Annotated in this window: 12 protein-coding genes and 1 tRNA gene; 11 read left to right on the forward strand and 2 right to left on the reverse strand. The window is 62.7% G+C overall.

From position 1 onward, the window contains the following. Positions 1-253 precede the first annotated feature (253 nt). The 6 genes from ABYW26_RS02520 to rodA all read left to right on the forward strand — a co-directional run bounded on the left by ABYW26_RS02520 (position 254) and on the right by rodA (position 7,787). On the forward strand, positions 254-1,834 hold the full coding sequence (locus tag ABYW26_RS02520; protein WP_372603172.1) for a 2-isopropylmalate synthase: 1,581 nt from the start codon (positions 254-256) through the stop codon (positions 1,832-1,834). 347 nt (positions 1,835-2,181) lie between these two features. After that, entirely contained in the window at positions 2,182-3,219 is a 1,038-nt protein-coding gene (locus tag ABYW26_RS02525; protein ID WP_372603174.1) for a rod shape-determining protein, read from the forward strand. Between the two features lie 35 nt (positions 3,220-3,254). Beyond that, entirely contained in the window at positions 3,255-4,169 is a 915-nt protein-coding gene (gene mreC / locus ABYW26_RS02530; RefSeq protein WP_372603176.1) for a rod shape-determining protein MreC, read from the forward strand. Further along, positions 4,166-4,705, forward strand: a complete 540-nt coding sequence (locus tag ABYW26_RS02535) for a rod shape-determining protein MreD (RefSeq protein ID WP_372603178.1) — start codon at positions 4,166-4,168, stop codon at positions 4,703-4,705. Before mreC ends, ABYW26_RS02535 begins: the two co-directional genes overlap by 4 nt. Then, a complete protein-coding gene (gene mrdA / locus ABYW26_RS02540; RefSeq protein WP_372603179.1) occupies positions 4,702-6,645 on the forward strand; it encodes a penicillin-binding protein 2 in 1,944 nt (647 codons plus the stop codon). The genes ABYW26_RS02535 and mrdA overlap by 4 nt, the downstream gene beginning before the upstream one ends. Further along, the gene (gene rodA / locus ABYW26_RS02545) at positions 6,642-7,787 is read left to right on the forward strand and encodes a rod shape-determining protein RodA (RefSeq protein WP_372603180.1); all 1,146 of its coding nucleotides are present in this window, start codon (positions 6,642-6,644) and stop codon (positions 7,785-7,787) included. The genes mrdA and rodA overlap by 4 nt, the downstream gene beginning before the upstream one ends. Before the next feature lie 7 nt (positions 7,788-7,794). On the opposite strand, the gene ABYW26_RS02550 is transcribed toward rodA, so the two are convergent. Together ABYW26_RS02550 and ABYW26_RS02555 are read right to left on the reverse strand one after the other, a co-directional pair. After that, positions 7,795-8,583, reverse strand: coding sequence for an SseB family protein (locus ABYW26_RS02550; RefSeq protein ID WP_372603182.1), 789 nt, complete (start codon positions 8,581-8,583; stop codon positions 7,795-7,797). Continuing rightward, positions 8,576-9,181 (reverse strand): uracil-DNA glycosylase family protein, encoded by a 606-nt coding sequence (locus ABYW26_RS02555; protein WP_372603184.1) that lies wholly within the window; start codon positions 9,179-9,181, stop codon positions 8,576-8,578. The genes ABYW26_RS02550 and ABYW26_RS02555 overlap by 8 nt, the downstream gene beginning before the upstream one ends. A 132-nt stretch (positions 9,182-9,313) precedes the next feature. Between ABYW26_RS02555 and ABYW26_RS02560 the strand changes: the two genes are divergently transcribed. The 5 genes from ABYW26_RS02560 to ABYW26_RS02580 all read left to right on the forward strand — a co-directional run bounded on the left by ABYW26_RS02560 (position 9,314) and on the right by ABYW26_RS02580 (position 14,128). Next, positions 9,314-10,591 carry a Na+/H+ antiporter NhaA gene (locus ABYW26_RS02560; protein WP_372603185.1) on the forward strand — a complete coding sequence of 426 codons (1,278 nt, stop codon included), beginning with the start codon at positions 9,314-9,316 and terminating at the stop codon, positions 10,589-10,591. A gap of 211 nt (positions 10,592-10,802) precedes the next feature. Then, positions 10,803-11,462 carry an ABC transporter ATP-binding protein gene (locus ABYW26_RS02565; protein WP_372603187.1) on the forward strand — a complete coding sequence of 220 codons (660 nt, stop codon included), beginning with the start codon at positions 10,803-10,805 and terminating at the stop codon, positions 11,460-11,462. Beyond that, positions 11,440-13,119, forward strand: a complete 1,680-nt coding sequence (locus tag ABYW26_RS02570; protein ID WP_372603188.1) for a capsule biosynthesis protein — start codon at positions 11,440-11,442, stop codon at positions 13,117-13,119. The genes ABYW26_RS02565 and ABYW26_RS02570 overlap by 23 nt, the downstream gene beginning before the upstream one ends. Further along, on the forward strand, positions 13,119-13,952 hold the full coding sequence (gene kdsA / locus ABYW26_RS02575) for a 3-deoxy-8-phosphooctulonate synthase (RefSeq protein WP_372603189.1): 834 nt from the start codon (positions 13,119-13,121) through the stop codon (positions 13,950-13,952). The genes ABYW26_RS02570 and kdsA overlap by 1 nt, the downstream gene beginning before the upstream one ends. A gap of 101 nt (positions 13,953-14,053) precedes the next feature. Further along, a tRNA-Gln gene (locus ABYW26_RS02580) sits at positions 14,054-14,128 on the forward strand. Positions 14,129-14,351 lie beyond the last annotated feature (223 nt).

Below are 14,351 nucleotides of genomic sequence, written 5' to 3' on the forward strand. Positions count from 1 at the left end.
GCCCAAGGGAACATCGGGGGGTATCGTGCTGGACCGGATGCAAAAAACGCTTTTCCTCGGGATCAGAACGCGTATAGTCCGGCGCATGATACGGGTTCAGCATATCTCGACTTGCCAGCAGGACGCTTTGCGCGCCCTCTCTCCCCGTGCCCTGCTTCTTCTTAGCTGCCTCTGAGCGTGCCTTCGGCGCGACCGCTCAGGGGTGACCAGCGCCGGGATCAACTCAGCTAAGACCAGAACGAAAGACCAAGACATGACTGACAAGAGCAAACAGGACCGCGTCCTGATTTTCGACACCACTTTGCGGGATGGCGAACAAAGCCCCGGCGCAACCATGAGCCATGCCGAAAAGCTGGAAATCGCGGCGATGCTGGATGAAATGGGCGTCGACATCATCGAGGCCGGTTTCCCCATTGCCTCGGAAGGCGACTTTGAAGCCGTCAGCGACATTGCCAAGCAATCCAAGAACGCCGTGATCTGCGGCCTGTCGCGCGCCAATTTCAAGGATATCGACCGCTGTTTCGAGGCCGTGAAACACGCCGCCCGTCCGCGGATTCACACCTTTATCGGCACCTCGCCGCTGCACCGCGCCATTCCGAACCTCAGCATGGATGACATGGCCGACCTGATCCACGAAACGGTCAGCCACGCCCGCAACCTGACCGACAACGTGCAATGGTCGCCGATGGACGCCACCCGGACCGAGCATGACTATCTGTGCCGGACGGTTGAAATCGCCATCAAGGCCGGTGCGACCACGATCAACATTCCCGACACCGTCGGCTATACCGCCCCGCGCGAAAGCGCCGACCTGATCCGGATGCTGATCGAACGCGTGCCCGGCGCCGACGAGGTGATCTTTGCCACCCATTGTCACAACGACCTTGGCATGGCGACCGCCAACGCCTTGGCCGCGGTCGAGGCCGGTGCCCGCCAGATCGAATGCACAATCAACGGTCTGGGCGAACGCGCCGGTAACACCGCACTGGAAGAGGTGGTGATGGCGCTGAAAGTGCGCAACGACATCATGCCCTACCAGACCGGCGTCGACAGCACCAAGCTGATGGCGATTTCGCGGCGCGTGGCCACCGTGTCGGGCTTCCCGGTGCAATACAACAAGGCCATCGTCGGCAAGAACGCCTTTGCCCATGAAAGCGGCATCCACCAGGACGGCATGCTGAAGAACGCCGAGACCTTCGAGATCATGCGCCCGTCGGATGTCGGCCTGTCGGAAACCAATCTGGTGATGGGCAAACACTCGGGCCGCGCCGCGCTGCGCGCCAAGCTCAAGGATCTGGGCTTTGATCTGGCCGACAATCAGTTGCAGGATGTGTTCGTGCGGTTCAAGGCTTTGGCCGACCGCAAGAAAGAAGTCTATGACGACGATCTGGTCGCCCTGATGCGCGACAGCACCTCGGACGAGGCGAACGGCCGGATTCAGGTGAAATTCCTGCGGGTGATCTGCGGCACCGAAGCGCCGCAATCGGCGGACCTGACCCTGTCCATCGACGGCACCGATCATCAGGTCACCGCCACGGGCGACGGCCCGGTGGATGCGACGTTCAACGCGGTGAAAAAGCTGTTCCCGCATAACGCCCGCCTGCAACTGTATCAGGTGCATGCGGTGACCGAAGGCACCGACGCGCAGGCCACCGTGTCCGTGCGGATGGAGGAAAACGGCCGCATCGTCACCGGTCAGGCCGCAGATACCGACACCGTGGTTGCCTCGGCCAAGGCCTATGTCAACGCGCTGAACCGGCTGCTGGTGCGCCGCTCGAAATCGGCGCCGGGCTCGGACGTCAAGGAAGTATCCTATACCGATCCGGCGGAATAAACCGCCGCTACAATTGCCCTGAACCCGCCTTTCGGCTTGGGTTCAGGGCACCCCTTGCCCCCCCTGAAAACCAATCGCAGATTCGCCGCACCTCTGGCGCGCGCTTGCGTCCTGCGTTGCCGGTTCGGTGGGTCGCAACCCCCGGCCCAGACCTGATATCGTCAAACTACAATTTTTTGGTCAACATCTGGACTTTTACACGACCAATTTATTCGAAAAGTGCAAGCCAGCAAAAACACGCCTGCGCGATATCTTCGCCCCTTACCCTTGCCGGTCCAGCCCTTTATAAAGTGTTCCGACTCTGGAAATGGGCAGAGTCGGCACGGGGTTCAGCAAAGGGTCTAAGCATGGCAGGTTTTGGTGGTTTGTTTTCGTCAGACATGGCGATCGACCTCGGCACCGCGAACACTCTGGTTTACGTCAAGGGCAAAGGCATTGTCCTGAACGAACCCTCTGTGGTTGCCTTTCACGTCAAGGACGGGCGCAAGCAGGTTCTGGCAGTGGGTGAGGACGCCAAGCTGATGCTGGGCCGCACCCCCGGCAGCATCGAAGCCATCCGCCCGATGCGCGAGGGCGTGATCGCCGATTTTGACGTGGCCGAAGAGATGATCAAATACTTCATCCGCAAGGTCCATAAACGCACCACCTTCACCAAACCGAAAATCATCGTCTGCGTGCCGCACGGCGCCACCCCGGTTGAAAAGCGCGCCATTCGCCAGTCGGTCCTGTCCGCCGGCGCCCGCCGCGCCGGGCTGATCGCCGAACCGATTGCCGCTGCGATCGGTGCCGGCATGCCGATCACCGATCCGACCGGTAACATGGTTGTCGATATCGGCGGCGGCACCACCGAAGTCGCGGTTCTCAGCCTTGGCGACATCGTCTATGCGCGCTCGGTCCGCGTTGGCGGCGACCGTATGGATGATGCCGTGATCAACTATTTGCGCCGCCAGCAGAACCTGCTGATCGGCGAGGCCACTGCCGAGCGGATCAAGACCTCGATCGGCACCGCCCGCATGCCCGATGATGGCCGTGGCGCGTCGATGCAGATCCGCGGCCGCGACCTGTTGAACGGCGTGCCGAAGGAAATCGAGATCAATCAGGCCCAGGTGGCCGAAGCTCTGGCCGAACCGGTGCAACAGATTTGCGAGGCGGTGATGGCCGCTCTGGAGACCACCCCGCCCGATCTGGCCGCCGATATCGTCGACCGTGGCGTGATGCTGACCGGTGGCGGCGCGCTGCTGGGCGAACTGGACCTGGCCCTGCGCGAGCAGACCGGGCTGGCGGTTTCGGTCGCGAATGAATCACTGAATTGTGTTGCCCTGGGCACGGGCAAAGCGCTGGAGTATGAAAAACAACTCCGGCATGTCATTGATTACGACAGCTAAGCCGGGGACGCGCCCGCGCCTGAAGAGAGGCCGACGTGGCAAGAGACCGACATAACCAGATCGACTATGTCCGCCCGGTCCGGCGTATCCTGATCGGCGTGGTGGTATTGTTTCTTGTGGGGCTTTTCGTGCTGTGGCGCATCGATAGCCCCCGGGTCGAACGATTCCGCGCCGCGCTGGTCGACCGGGTGGTGCCGTCGTTCAGCTGGGCCTTGCTGCCGGTGGATGGCATCGCCGGGATGATCGAGGACTTTCAGTCCTACACCAATATCTATGCCCAAAATCAGGAACTGCGCCGCGAGCTGCGGCAGATGAAGGCGTGGAAAGAGGCCGCGCTGCAGCTGGAACAGGAAAACGCCAAGCTGCTGGATCTGAACAAAGTGCGGCTGGACCCGCAACTGACCTATGTGACCGGCGTTGTGCTGGCCGACAGCGGCTCGCCGTTCCGGCAATCGGTGCTGCTGAACGTCGGCGCACGTGATGGCATCGTTGACGGCTGGGCGACCACGGACGGGCTGGGTCTGGTCGGGCGGATTTCCGGCGTCGGGCAGAACAGCGCCCGGGTGATCCTGCTGACCGATTCCAACAGCCGGATTCCGGTGACGCTGCAACCGTCGGGCCAGCATGCCATTCTGGCGGGCGACAACAGCCCGGCCCCGGTGATCGAATTTCTTGAGAACCCCGATCTGGTGCGCCCCGGCGACCGGGTGATCTCGTCCGGCGATGGTGGCGTGTTCCCGGCGGGCCTGCTGGTCGGTCAGGTGGCGCTTGGCACCGACCGCCGGATACGGGTGCGCCTGTCCGGCGATTTCGAACGGCTGGAATTCCTGCGGGTGCTGCGCAGCCACCATAGCGAGGTCATCACCGACCCCGGCAGCCTGATCGCGCCGCTGGTCTCGGGGCCGCCGATGCCCGAGGGCATGTCCGCCACCGGGGAGGCCACCCAATGATCGCGCCGATCACCGGGCATCGTTGGCTGTTCCGGCTGATCTTTGTCGGGCTGTGCGCGCTGATCCTGTTCTTTCAGGTGCTGCCGCTGCATACCGCGCCGCCCCGGGTGCCCGGTCCCGATCTGATGCTGTGTCTGGCCTTTGCCTTTGTTCAGCGCCGCCCGGATTTCGTGCCGCTGTTCCTGCTGACCGTGGTGTTCCTGATGGCCGATTTCGTGCTGATGCGCCCGCCCGGCCTGTGGACGGCGCTGGTGCTGCTGGCCAGTGAATTCCTGCGCAATCGCCATATCGGCACCGGCGAAGTGCCCTTCCCCGCTGAATGGCTGCTGACGGCGGCGGCGATCTCGGCGGTGTATACGCTATACGTGCTGGTGCTGGGCCTCAGCGGCGCGGTTTCACCCGCCAAGGGCATGTTGGTGATGCAGGCGGTGTTCAGCATCCTGTGTTACCCGGTGGTGGTCGCCATTGTGCATCTGGGGCTGAAACTGCGCCGACCGTCACCCGGCGACACCGAAGCGGTGGGGAGGCTGAGATGAAGCATTCCCCCAAGGATGTCGAGGAAAGCGCCCGCCGGATTTCACGCCGGGCGCTGTTTCTGGGCGGCGCGCAAATGGCGCTGATGTCGGTGCTGGCGCTGCGGATGCGGTATATGCAGGTCGATCAGGCCGACCAGTTCCGCCTGCTGGCCGAGGAAAACCGGATCAACGTCCGCCTGATCCCGCCGACCCGTGGCCTGATCTTTGACCGCAACGGCGTGGCGATTGCCGAGAACGAACAGAACTATCGCGTGGTTCTGGTGCGCGAAGATGTCGAGGATGTCGATGAATCCCTTGCCGCGATCGCGCGTCTGGTGGCGCTTGGCCCCGACGAGGTCGAGCGCGCCAAAAAGGAAATCATGCGCCGCAGCCCGTTCGTGCCTGTCACCGTGGCGGAACGCCTGAGCTGGGAACAGGTGGCCGAGCTGGCCGTCAACGCTCCGGCCCTGCCCGGCGTCACCCCCGAGGTCGGCCTGTCGCGGCATTACCCGCTGGGGGGCGATTTCGCCCATGTCATCGGCTATGTCGGCCCGGTCAGCGATTACGACCTGTCCAAGCTGGAAAACCCCGACCCGGTGCTGCAAATCCCGCGCTTTCAGATCGGCAAAAGCGGGGTCGAGGTCAAGCTGGAGGAAGACCTGCGCGGCAAGGCGGGCACCAAGCGGATCGAGGTCAACGCCGTGGGCCGGGTGATCCGCGAACTGGACCGCATTCCCGGACAGGAAGGCACCGATATTCAGCTGACCGTCGATGCGGGTCTGCAAAACTTTATGCAGGCGCGGCTGGACGGGCAAAGCGCCGGGTCGGTGGTGATGGATGTGCACAGCGGCGACATTCTGGGCATCGCCTCGGCCCCCGGGTTCGATCCGAACCTATTTGTGCGCGGCATCACTGTCCCCGAATACAAGGCGCTGACCGACAACCCCTATCGACCGCTGGCCAACAAGACCGTGCAAGGCACCTACCCGCCCGGCTCGACCTTCAAGATGGTGACGGCGCTGGCGGCGCTGCGGGATGGCGTGATCGCCCCGGACGAGACCGTCTATTGCCCCGGCTATCTGGAAACCGCCGGTCGCCGGTTCCATTGCTGGAAACGCGGCGGTCATGGCCGGGTCGATCTGAACCGCAGTTTGGAGCAATCCTGCGACGTCTATTATTACGAGGTCGCCCGCCGCGTCGGCATCGATAAGATCTCCGAGATGGCAAACCTGCTGGGTCTGGGCGAACGGCATGACCTGCCGATGTCGGCTGTGGCGGCGGGGCTGACCCCGACAAAGGCGTGGAAGCGCGAGCATCGCAGCGCCGAATGGGTGGTGGGGGATACGCTGAACGCGGCTATCGGTCAGGGGTTCGTTCTGACCTCGCCGCTGCAACTGGCGGTGATGACGGCGCGTCTGGCCAGCGGCACCGCCGTTACGCCACGCCTGATCAAATCGCTGAACGGGGTCGAGCAACCCAGCGGCGGCGGGGCCGAACTGGGCATCAGCCCCGAGCACCTGAAACATGTGCGGCGCGGCATGTTTAACGTCTCAAACAGCCGCCGTGGCACCGCCTATGGCTCGCGGGTGGCGGATGACGCGCTGTTGCTGGCGGGCAAGACCGGCACCAGTCAGGTGCGTAACATCACCGCCGCCGAACGCGCGCGCGGCGTGTTCCGCAACGAAGACCTGCCGTGGAACCGCCGCGACCATGCGTTGTTCGTCTGCTTTGCGCCATTCGATAACCCGCGGATCGCGGTCTCGATCATCGTCGAGCACGGCGGCGGCGGATCATCCACCGCGGCACCGATCGCACGGGACATCGCGCTGAGGGCGCTGCATGACGGCCTGCCGCCGCTCAGCGCCTATCCCGAATACCAGCGCAACCAGATCGACGAGCGCTTCCGCGCGCTGGACCTGCACCAGTTCGACGCCCCTCCGACCGGACGGAGCCGCGCATGAGCTATCTCGAACATAACCTCAAGACCGTGCCCTCGGGCCTGCGAAAGGTGCTGTATGTCAACTGGGCGCTGGTGCTGCTGCTGACAGCGGTGGCCGGGGTCGGGTTCATGATGCTGTATTCGGTCGCCGGCGGGTCGCTCAGCCCCTGGGCCGAGCCACAGATGAAACGCTTTGGCCTTGGCATGGCGGCGATGTTCATTGTGGCCTTCGTGCCGATCTGGTTCTGGCGCAACATGGCGGCGGTGGCCTATCTGGGGTCGCTGCTGTTGCTGATCGCGGTTGAACTGTTCGGCACGGTGGGCATGGGCGCGCAGCGCTGGATCGACCTTGGGTTCATCCTGTTGCAGCCCTCTGAGCTGACCAAGGTCACCGTGGTGATGATTTTGGCCGCCTATTACGACTGGCTGGATATCGGCAAAGTGTCGCGGCCGCTTTATGTCGCGATCCCGCTGGCCTTGATCCTGTTGCCAACGGTGATGGTGCTGAAACAGCCCGATCTGGGCACGGCCTTGTTGCTGATGATGGGCGGCGGGGCGGTGATGTTCGCTGCCGGCGTGCATTGGCTGTATTTCGGCGGCGTGATCGCGGTTGGCGTCGGCGCGGTGTCCGGGGTATTCCTGTCGCGCGGCACGCCGTGGCAGTTCCTGAAGGATTACCAGTATCGCCGGATCGACACGTTTCTGGACCCGGCCTCGGACCCTCTGGGCGCGGGCTATCACATCACCCAGTCGAAAATCGCGTTGGGATCAGGCGGTTGGAGCGGGCGCGGCTTTATGCAAGGCACGCAATCGCGGCTGAACTTTCTACCCGAAAAACATACCGATTTCATCTTCACCACGCTGGCCGAGGAATTCGGCTTTATCGGCGGGTTTTCCCTGCTGGTTCTTTATGCGCTGATCATCATATTCTGCATCAGCTCGGCGATGAAGAACAAGGACCGGTTCTCGTCCCTGCTGATCCTCGGCATTGCGATGACCTTCTTTTTGTTCTTTGCCATCAACATGTTGATGGTGATGGGTCTGGCGCCGGTCGTGGGTGTGCCGCTGCCGCTGGTGTCTTATGGCGGCTCGGCGATGCTGGTGTTGCTGGCGGCGTTCGGGCTGGTGCAAAGCGCCCATATCCACCGGCCGCGCGGCCGCTGATCGCGGATCAGCGCAGGCGCGGCGGGTTGTCGGGGTCCCTGCCGGGAGCCGACGGGCCGGAGGCGGTTTTTGGCGGCTCGGGGATGTCAAAGCGCAGACCGACCCGCGCCAGACGGGCCGCAATCGCCTCGGAGGCGCGGAAGAACGCCACGTCGATCGCCCCGGCCTCGATGCCGCTAAAGGTCAGCGCCTCGCCCGCCGCCTGCGCCAAGGCGCCCTCGGCCCCCGGCAGCGCGTCGATAAAGGCCAGCATATGCCCGCGCTGACCGCCCTCGTAAGTCACGCCGACCAGATAAACCAGCGGCGCCAGCCCGGCGGCGGTGACCAGCTTGGAATCCAGCGCCTGCAACAGGAAATCCGGCACACCGGCGGGCGGCGTGACTTCGACCGGCAGGGCCTCGACCTCGGACGGGCGCTGATCCAGCGTCTGGCACAGCCAGTCCACGGCATCGGACGGGATCAGGATCGACGACACGGCCACGCCAAGGTTCACGCCCAGCCCGATGCCCTGCCCCTGCAACAGATTGGCGATCAGCCGCCCCGACAGCGCCGCATAGGGCGCGACATCACCGACGAATTCGGCCAGCCGTTCCTCGCGGTCAAAGACCAGCACGAACGCGCCGCCTTCAAGGTCGAACGTCCGCGGTGTCACGTTGTCGCCGTCGGGCTCGGATTCGAGCAACAGGAACAATTCGCTATCCGCCAGCCGCTCGAAAAACTTCAGGCGCGCCGCGTCATCATGAGGCGCAGTCTCCATCGCCTGATGCGCAACGTCCAGCCGGGTCAGATCAGCCATGTATCACCTCTTGCACGCGGGTTCGCAACTGCGGCAGCAATTCAGAGTCGAACCACGGGTTTTTCCTCAGCCATGCCGTATTGCGCCACGACGGATGGGGCAAGGGAAAGACGAGCGGCGCATGATCGCGCCAGCCTGCAACGGTGCGTGTCACGCCGCCATTAGCCGCCGGTCCCAGATGGTATTTCTGCGCATATCCCCCGATCAGCAAGATCAGGTCGAACCCGCCCATCGCCGTCATGATCCGGTCGTGCCACGTGGCGCGGCACAGTGGCGGAGGCGGCAGATCGGCGCCCTTGGCATCATAGCCCGGAAAGCAGAACGCCATCGGCAAAGCCGCGACTATGCTGCGGTCATAGAACTGGTCCGCCGAGACCCCCATCCACGCCCGCAAACGATCACCTGACTGATCGAAAAACGGCTTGCCCACCTCATGCACCCGTATCCCCGGCGCCTGACCGGCGACCAGTATCCGCGCGCCCTGATCGAACCAGACCACCGGATTCGGACGATGCCCCGTCGCCGTGGCGGCAAAGCGGGTCTCGCATAACCGGCACCCAGACAGCGCCGTCTTGATCTGTTCCAGAGTCTCGGACATGGCATATGTCTAGGCCAGAACCGGAGTTTTGCCAATGTTTGCGCCGAAGACGCGTGCAACGCGGTCGTAGAATGGTTGCTCCACGTTCAGACATGTTTTATCCCAGCTACAGCGCATTATGGGGAGCAGGGCATGTATCGCGTCTGGAATTTCGTCACAAATTACTCACTGCTGCTGATAGCAGGCGCCCTGTTGGCGTTGGTCTGGGCAAATATCGACCCGCATTCCTATCACGATTTCGTCGATTTCGTGATTATTGACGACTTTATCGTCGGCCACGCGCATGAGGTGAACGGCGAGATTCACCGCACCCTGACCCTGCATTACCTCGTCAATGACGTGCTGATGGCGCTGTTCTTTGCCATCGCCGCGAAAGAGGTCTGGGAGGCCGTGATCCTGCAGAACGGTTCGTTGCGCGGCAAGAAGGCGGCGACGCCGCTGTTTGCGACGCTGGGCGGGATGCTGGGGCCGATCTGTGTCTATCTGGGTCTGGCGGCCATTCTGGGCTCGACCACCTTTGACGCTGTCAGCCGTGGCTGGGCCATTCCGACCGCGACCGATATCGCGTTTTCCTACCTTGTCGGCCGGATCGTGTTCGGGGCCGGCCACCCGGCGGTGCGGTTCCTGCTGTTGCTGGCCATCGCCGATGACGCCGGTGGCCTGATCATTCTGGCGATCTTCTATCCGACCGGGGAAATGGCGATGGAGTGGCTGGGCTTCTCGATGCTTGTGGCGCTGGCGGTGTTCGTGCTGTTCAACTGGCTGCCCCGGATGATGGATCGCGGCGACCAGTTGCGGCAGAAATCGACCTGGGTGCGCACCAAGCTCAGCTTCTGGCCCTACCTGATTGCCGCCTGCCTCAGCTGGTATGGCTTTCAGGAATCCGGCCTGCACCCGGCGCTGGGTCTGCTACCGATCGTGCCGACCATCCCGCATGCCGACCGCGCGTTCGGGATCTTTTCTGAGGCCGAGCAATACCTGACCGACCTGTTGAACCAGATCGAGCACGGGCTGAAATTGCCGGTCGAGGTGATCCTGTTCTTCTTTGGCCTGCTGAATGCCGGGGTCGAATTTTCGTCCATCGGGTCGCCGACATGGCTGGTTCTGGCCGGCCTGCTGATCGGCAAACCGCTGGGCGTGACGATCTTTGGTTATGTCGCCGCCTATCCTCTGAAACTGGGTCTGCCTGCCGGGATGCGAACGGTCGATCTGTTCGTGATCGGCTGTGTCGCCGCCATCGGCTTTACCGTGGCGCTGTTCGTGGCCTCGGTCGCGTTTGACGGCAGCGTGCATCTGGAAACGATCAACGTGCAGGATGCGGCGAAAATGGGGGCCTTGTTCAGCTTTGGCGCGGCGATTGTGTCGATCGTTGTGGGCAAATTGCTGCGGGTCGAGAAACAACACAGCTAAGGCCAAGGCCGTGAATGACCGAACGCCGCCCGCTTTGGGCGGCGTTTGCCTTTTCTTTGACGCATTTCCGCAACCTCACATGGAAACTCCGGCACCTATCGGACATAATGCCGCCCAATTACCCCGGTATTGTCCCAGATGCGGCAACATAAGCCGTGATCTCCACCGGGGCAGTGGGGGACCTTGGATTGGGCAGTATCGGGGCGTGTGAATGATTGAATTCACCGAAGTCAGTAAGTCCTTTTGGACCGGGAAACAGCGCAAGGTGATCCTTGAGCGCGTGTCTTTCCGAGTTGTGCCCGGCCGCTCGATGGGCGTTCTGGCCCCCAATGGCACTGGCAAGACCACCCTGATCAACATGATGGCCGGTCTGGAAAAACCCGATGAGGGCAAGATCGTCCGCACCAGCCGGATTTCATTCCCGCTTGGGTTCATGGGCGGCGTCATCGGCCGCCATTCCGGCACCGAGAACGCCCGTTATATCGCCCGGCTGTATGGTCTGGACCCCGACTATGTCGAGGCCTTCGCCCGCTGGATGGCAGATATCGAGGAATATTTCGACATGCCTGTTGGCACCTACAGCCAAGGCATGCGCGCACGGTTCAGTTTCTCGCTGATGCTGGCGCTGGATTTCGACATTTATCTGATCGACGAGGGTATGCCCTCGACAACTGACGTTGCTTTCAATCGCCGGGCCGGCTCAATTTTGCGTCAGCGACTTGAAAATGCCACTGTGGTAGTGGTTTCTCATCAGGCGGCCACTCTGGAAAAATTCTGTCAGACCGCCGCAGTCCTGTCTCATGGACAGCTGCATATGTTCGACACGCTGGAAGAAGCAAAGAGGCTCTATGACTACCAAACCCAGAGCTAAGAAATTTCGCATCCGGCGCAGCGGACCCTTGGGGTATGGGCGCCCGCGGACGCCCGGCGCGCCACCTCAGGCCCGCCCGGTCGAGGACGGCTTTGGATCGCGCCCGATGCCCACGGCGGCCGCTGCAGCCGCCGCCCCCCGTGCCGCTGCCCCTGCGGCCGCTCAGGCCCCTGTTCAGCGCGCCTATGCCCCGGCACAGCCCCCAGCCCCCGCACCCCAGCGTCAGGTCGGACAGGATCTGGCCGAGATCCGCAAAGAAGGTCTGACCGGCCGGCAATTGCGCATGGCGCGGCGCGTGGCGCAAAAGCATGGCCTTGCGCCGACCTCGGATTTCGATGCGGTGCGGCTGCTGCGCAAGAACGGGATCGACCCGTTCCAGCGCTCCAGCATGTTGGAACTGGTGTCGGAAGACAGCCACCAGCTGCAACCGCAAAGCCGCCACGTGCAATTGCCGCAAACCGTGCCGCAACAGCGCAACACCCTGCCCAGCGCCGAGGTGCTGCAACCCGACCCCATCGCCCATGTCCTGCGGATGCAGCAAGACATCGCCCGCCGCCGCCGCCGTAAATTCGCCCTGCTGATGAGCCGCCTTGCGGTGTTCGTGCTGCTGCCGACCTTTATCGCGGGCTATTACTATTTCGTCGTCGCCACGCCGATGTTCGCCACCAAGTCGGAATTCGTCATCCAGCAGGCCGAAAGCCAGATGGCTGGCGGTCTGGGCAGCATGTTCGCTGGCACCGGGCTGGCGGTGCAGCAGGATTCAATCGCGGTGCAAAGCTATCTGCAATCGCGCGACGCGATGCAGCGGCTGGATGCCGATCTTGGTTACCGCGCCCATTTCAGCAACCCGGCCATCGACCCGATTCAACGGCTGGACGGCGGGTCCAGCGGCGAAAGCGCCTATAAGCTGTTCAAGCGCAACGTCAAAATCGGCTATGACCCCAGCGAGGGCATCCTGAAGATGGAGATCATCGCCGCCGACCCGCAAACCTCGGCCGCGTTCTCGCAAGCCCTGATTTCCTATGCCGAAGAACGGGTCGACAGCCTGACCCAGCGCCTGCGCGAAGACCAGATGTCGGGCGCCCGCGCCAGCTATGCCGATGCGGAACGCAAGGTCACTGACGCCCAGACCCGGGTGCTGGAATTGCAGGAACGTCTGGGCGTGCTGGACCCGGTCTCGGAAACCAGCGCCCTGATGAACCAGATCAACAATTTCGAGATCCAGCTTCAGGAAAAGCGCCTGCAACTGCAACAATTGCTGGACAACACCAGCCCCAACCAAGCGCGGGTCGATGGCGTGCGCGGCGATATCCAGCGGCTTCAGACGCTGATCGCCCAACTGCGGTCCTCGATGACCGAAAGCACGGTGGGATCGGATTCACTGGCCCGGGTCTCGGCCGAGCTGCGCATCGCCGAGGCCGATCTGACCAACCGGCAATTGCTGCTGCAACAAGCGCTGCAACAGCTTGAAACCGCCCGGATCGAGGCCAACCGTCAGGTGCGCTATCTGTCGCTGGGCGTCAGCCCCGTCGCCCCGGACGAGGCCACCTATCCCCGCGCCTTTGAAAACACCGTGCTGGCCTTCCTGATCTTTGGTGGCATATATCTGATGATATCCATGACCGCCTCTATTCTCAGGGAACAGGTGACAGCCTAATGAAAGACGTGAAGATCGGCGGCCTGACCGTCAGCAACGACCGCCCGCTGACGGTGATCGCCGGCCCTTGCCAGCTGGAAACGCTGGACCACGCGATGATGATCGCCACCCGCATGCAAGAGGCCTGCGCGGCCAGCGGCGCGCAATTCATCTTCAAGGCCAGCTTCGACAAGGCCAACCGCACGTCGCTGGGCGGCAAGCGCGGCGTCGGCATGACCCAGGGGCTGGAGATTCTGGGCGCGGTCAAAGCCGCCCTGAACGTGCCGGTGCTGACCGACATCCACGAGGCCAGCCAGTGCAAGCCGGTGGCCGAGGTGGTCGATGTGCTGCAAATCCCCGCCTTCCTGTGCCGCCAGACCGACCTGTTGCTGGCCGCAGGCGAAACCGGCGCGGTCATCAATATCAAGAAGGGTCAGTTTCTGGCGCCATGGGACATGGCCAATGTCGTGCCCAAGGTCGAATCAACCGGCAACGACCGCATCCTGCTGACTGAACGTGGCACCAGCTTTGGCTATAATACCCTTGTTGCCGACATGCGCGGCCTGCCGACGATGATGCGCACCGGCTATCCGGTGATCATGGACGCCACCCACTCGGTGCAACAACCGGGCGGTCAGGGCGGCTCAAGCGGCGGCCAGCGCGAATTCGCCCCGGTCATGGCGCGCTGCGCGGTCTCTTTGGGAATCGCCGGTGTTTTCATTGAAACCCACGAGGCCCCGGACACCGCGCCCTCGGACGGGCCGAACATGATCCCGCTTGACCAAATGCCCGCATTGCTGACATCGCTGATGGCATTCGACCGTTTGGCCAAGGCCGATCCGATCCGGGTTTGACCTGACAGCAGGGGGCAGCAAATGAGTTGCCTCAATCTGCATTTTTTCTCGAAATTGGGCTTGAAGCGATGCCAAGTCTGGCGTAATCAACGCGCCACTGTTGGGGTGTAGCCAAGTGGTAAGGCATCGGTTTTTGGTACCGTGTATCGTAGGTTCGAATCCTACCACCCCAGCCATTCTCTCGATGATCTCGTAAGGCACGCGGTTCTTGGACTTAGATCCGAAGGGCGGTTTGCGATTGCCCCAAGGGGTGCCCCGTTCGGCTATTGGTTCCGTCCATAGCTCGCGCGCAAATGGGATTGGTCAGCAGCACGATCCTTCGCCACCGAATATCCCATAACTGCATCTCCCGTTCCCCTTCACCCCCCTTTCCACGACTGTATTTTTCTGAGAACTAAC

Origin of the sequence: Actibacterium sp. (genome assembly GCF_041584535.1) — a bacterium.
In the GTDB taxonomy this organism is placed as follows: Bacteria; Pseudomonadota; Alphaproteobacteria; order Rhodobacterales; family Rhodobacteraceae; genus Actibacterium_D.

Excerpts from the sequence above, each read along its gene's own strand:
- ABYW26_RS02525 (WP_372603174.1), top strand. The coding sequence starts at position 2,182 with ATGGCAGGTTTTGGTGGTTTGTTTTCGTCAGACATGGCGATCGACCTC.
- ABYW26_RS02520 (WP_372603172.1), top strand. The coding sequence starts at position 254 with ATGACTGACAAGAGCAAACAGGACCGCGTCCTGATTTTCGACACCACT.
- mrdA (WP_372603179.1), top strand. The coding sequence starts at position 4,702 with ATGAAGCATTCCCCCAAGGATGTCGAGGAAAGCGCCCGCCGGATTTCA.
- ABYW26_RS02555 (WP_372603184.1), bottom strand. The coding sequence starts at position 9,181 with ATGTCCGAGACTCTGGAACAGATCAAGACGGCGCTGTCTGGGTGCCGG.
- ABYW26_RS02560 (WP_372603185.1), top strand. The coding sequence starts at position 9,314 with ATGTATCGCGTCTGGAATTTCGTCACAAATTACTCACTGCTGCTGATA.
- ABYW26_RS02550 (WP_372603182.1), bottom strand. The coding sequence starts at position 8,583 with ATGGCTGATCTGACCCGGCTGGACGTTGCGCATCAGGCGATGGAGACT.
- ABYW26_RS02565 (WP_372603187.1), top strand. The coding sequence starts at position 10,803 with ATGATTGAATTCACCGAAGTCAGTAAGTCCTTTTGGACCGGGAAACAG.
- rodA (WP_372603180.1), top strand. The coding sequence starts at position 6,642 with ATGAGCTATCTCGAACATAACCTCAAGACCGTGCCCTCGGGCCTGCGA.
- kdsA (WP_372603189.1), top strand. The coding sequence starts at position 13,119 with ATGAAAGACGTGAAGATCGGCGGCCTGACCGTCAGCAACGACCGCCCG.
- ABYW26_RS02570 (WP_372603188.1), top strand. The coding sequence starts at position 11,440 with ATGACTACCAAACCCAGAGCTAAGAAATTTCGCATCCGGCGCAGCGGA.
- ABYW26_RS02535 (WP_372603178.1), top strand. The coding sequence starts at position 4,166 with ATGATCGCGCCGATCACCGGGCATCGTTGGCTGTTCCGGCTGATCTTT.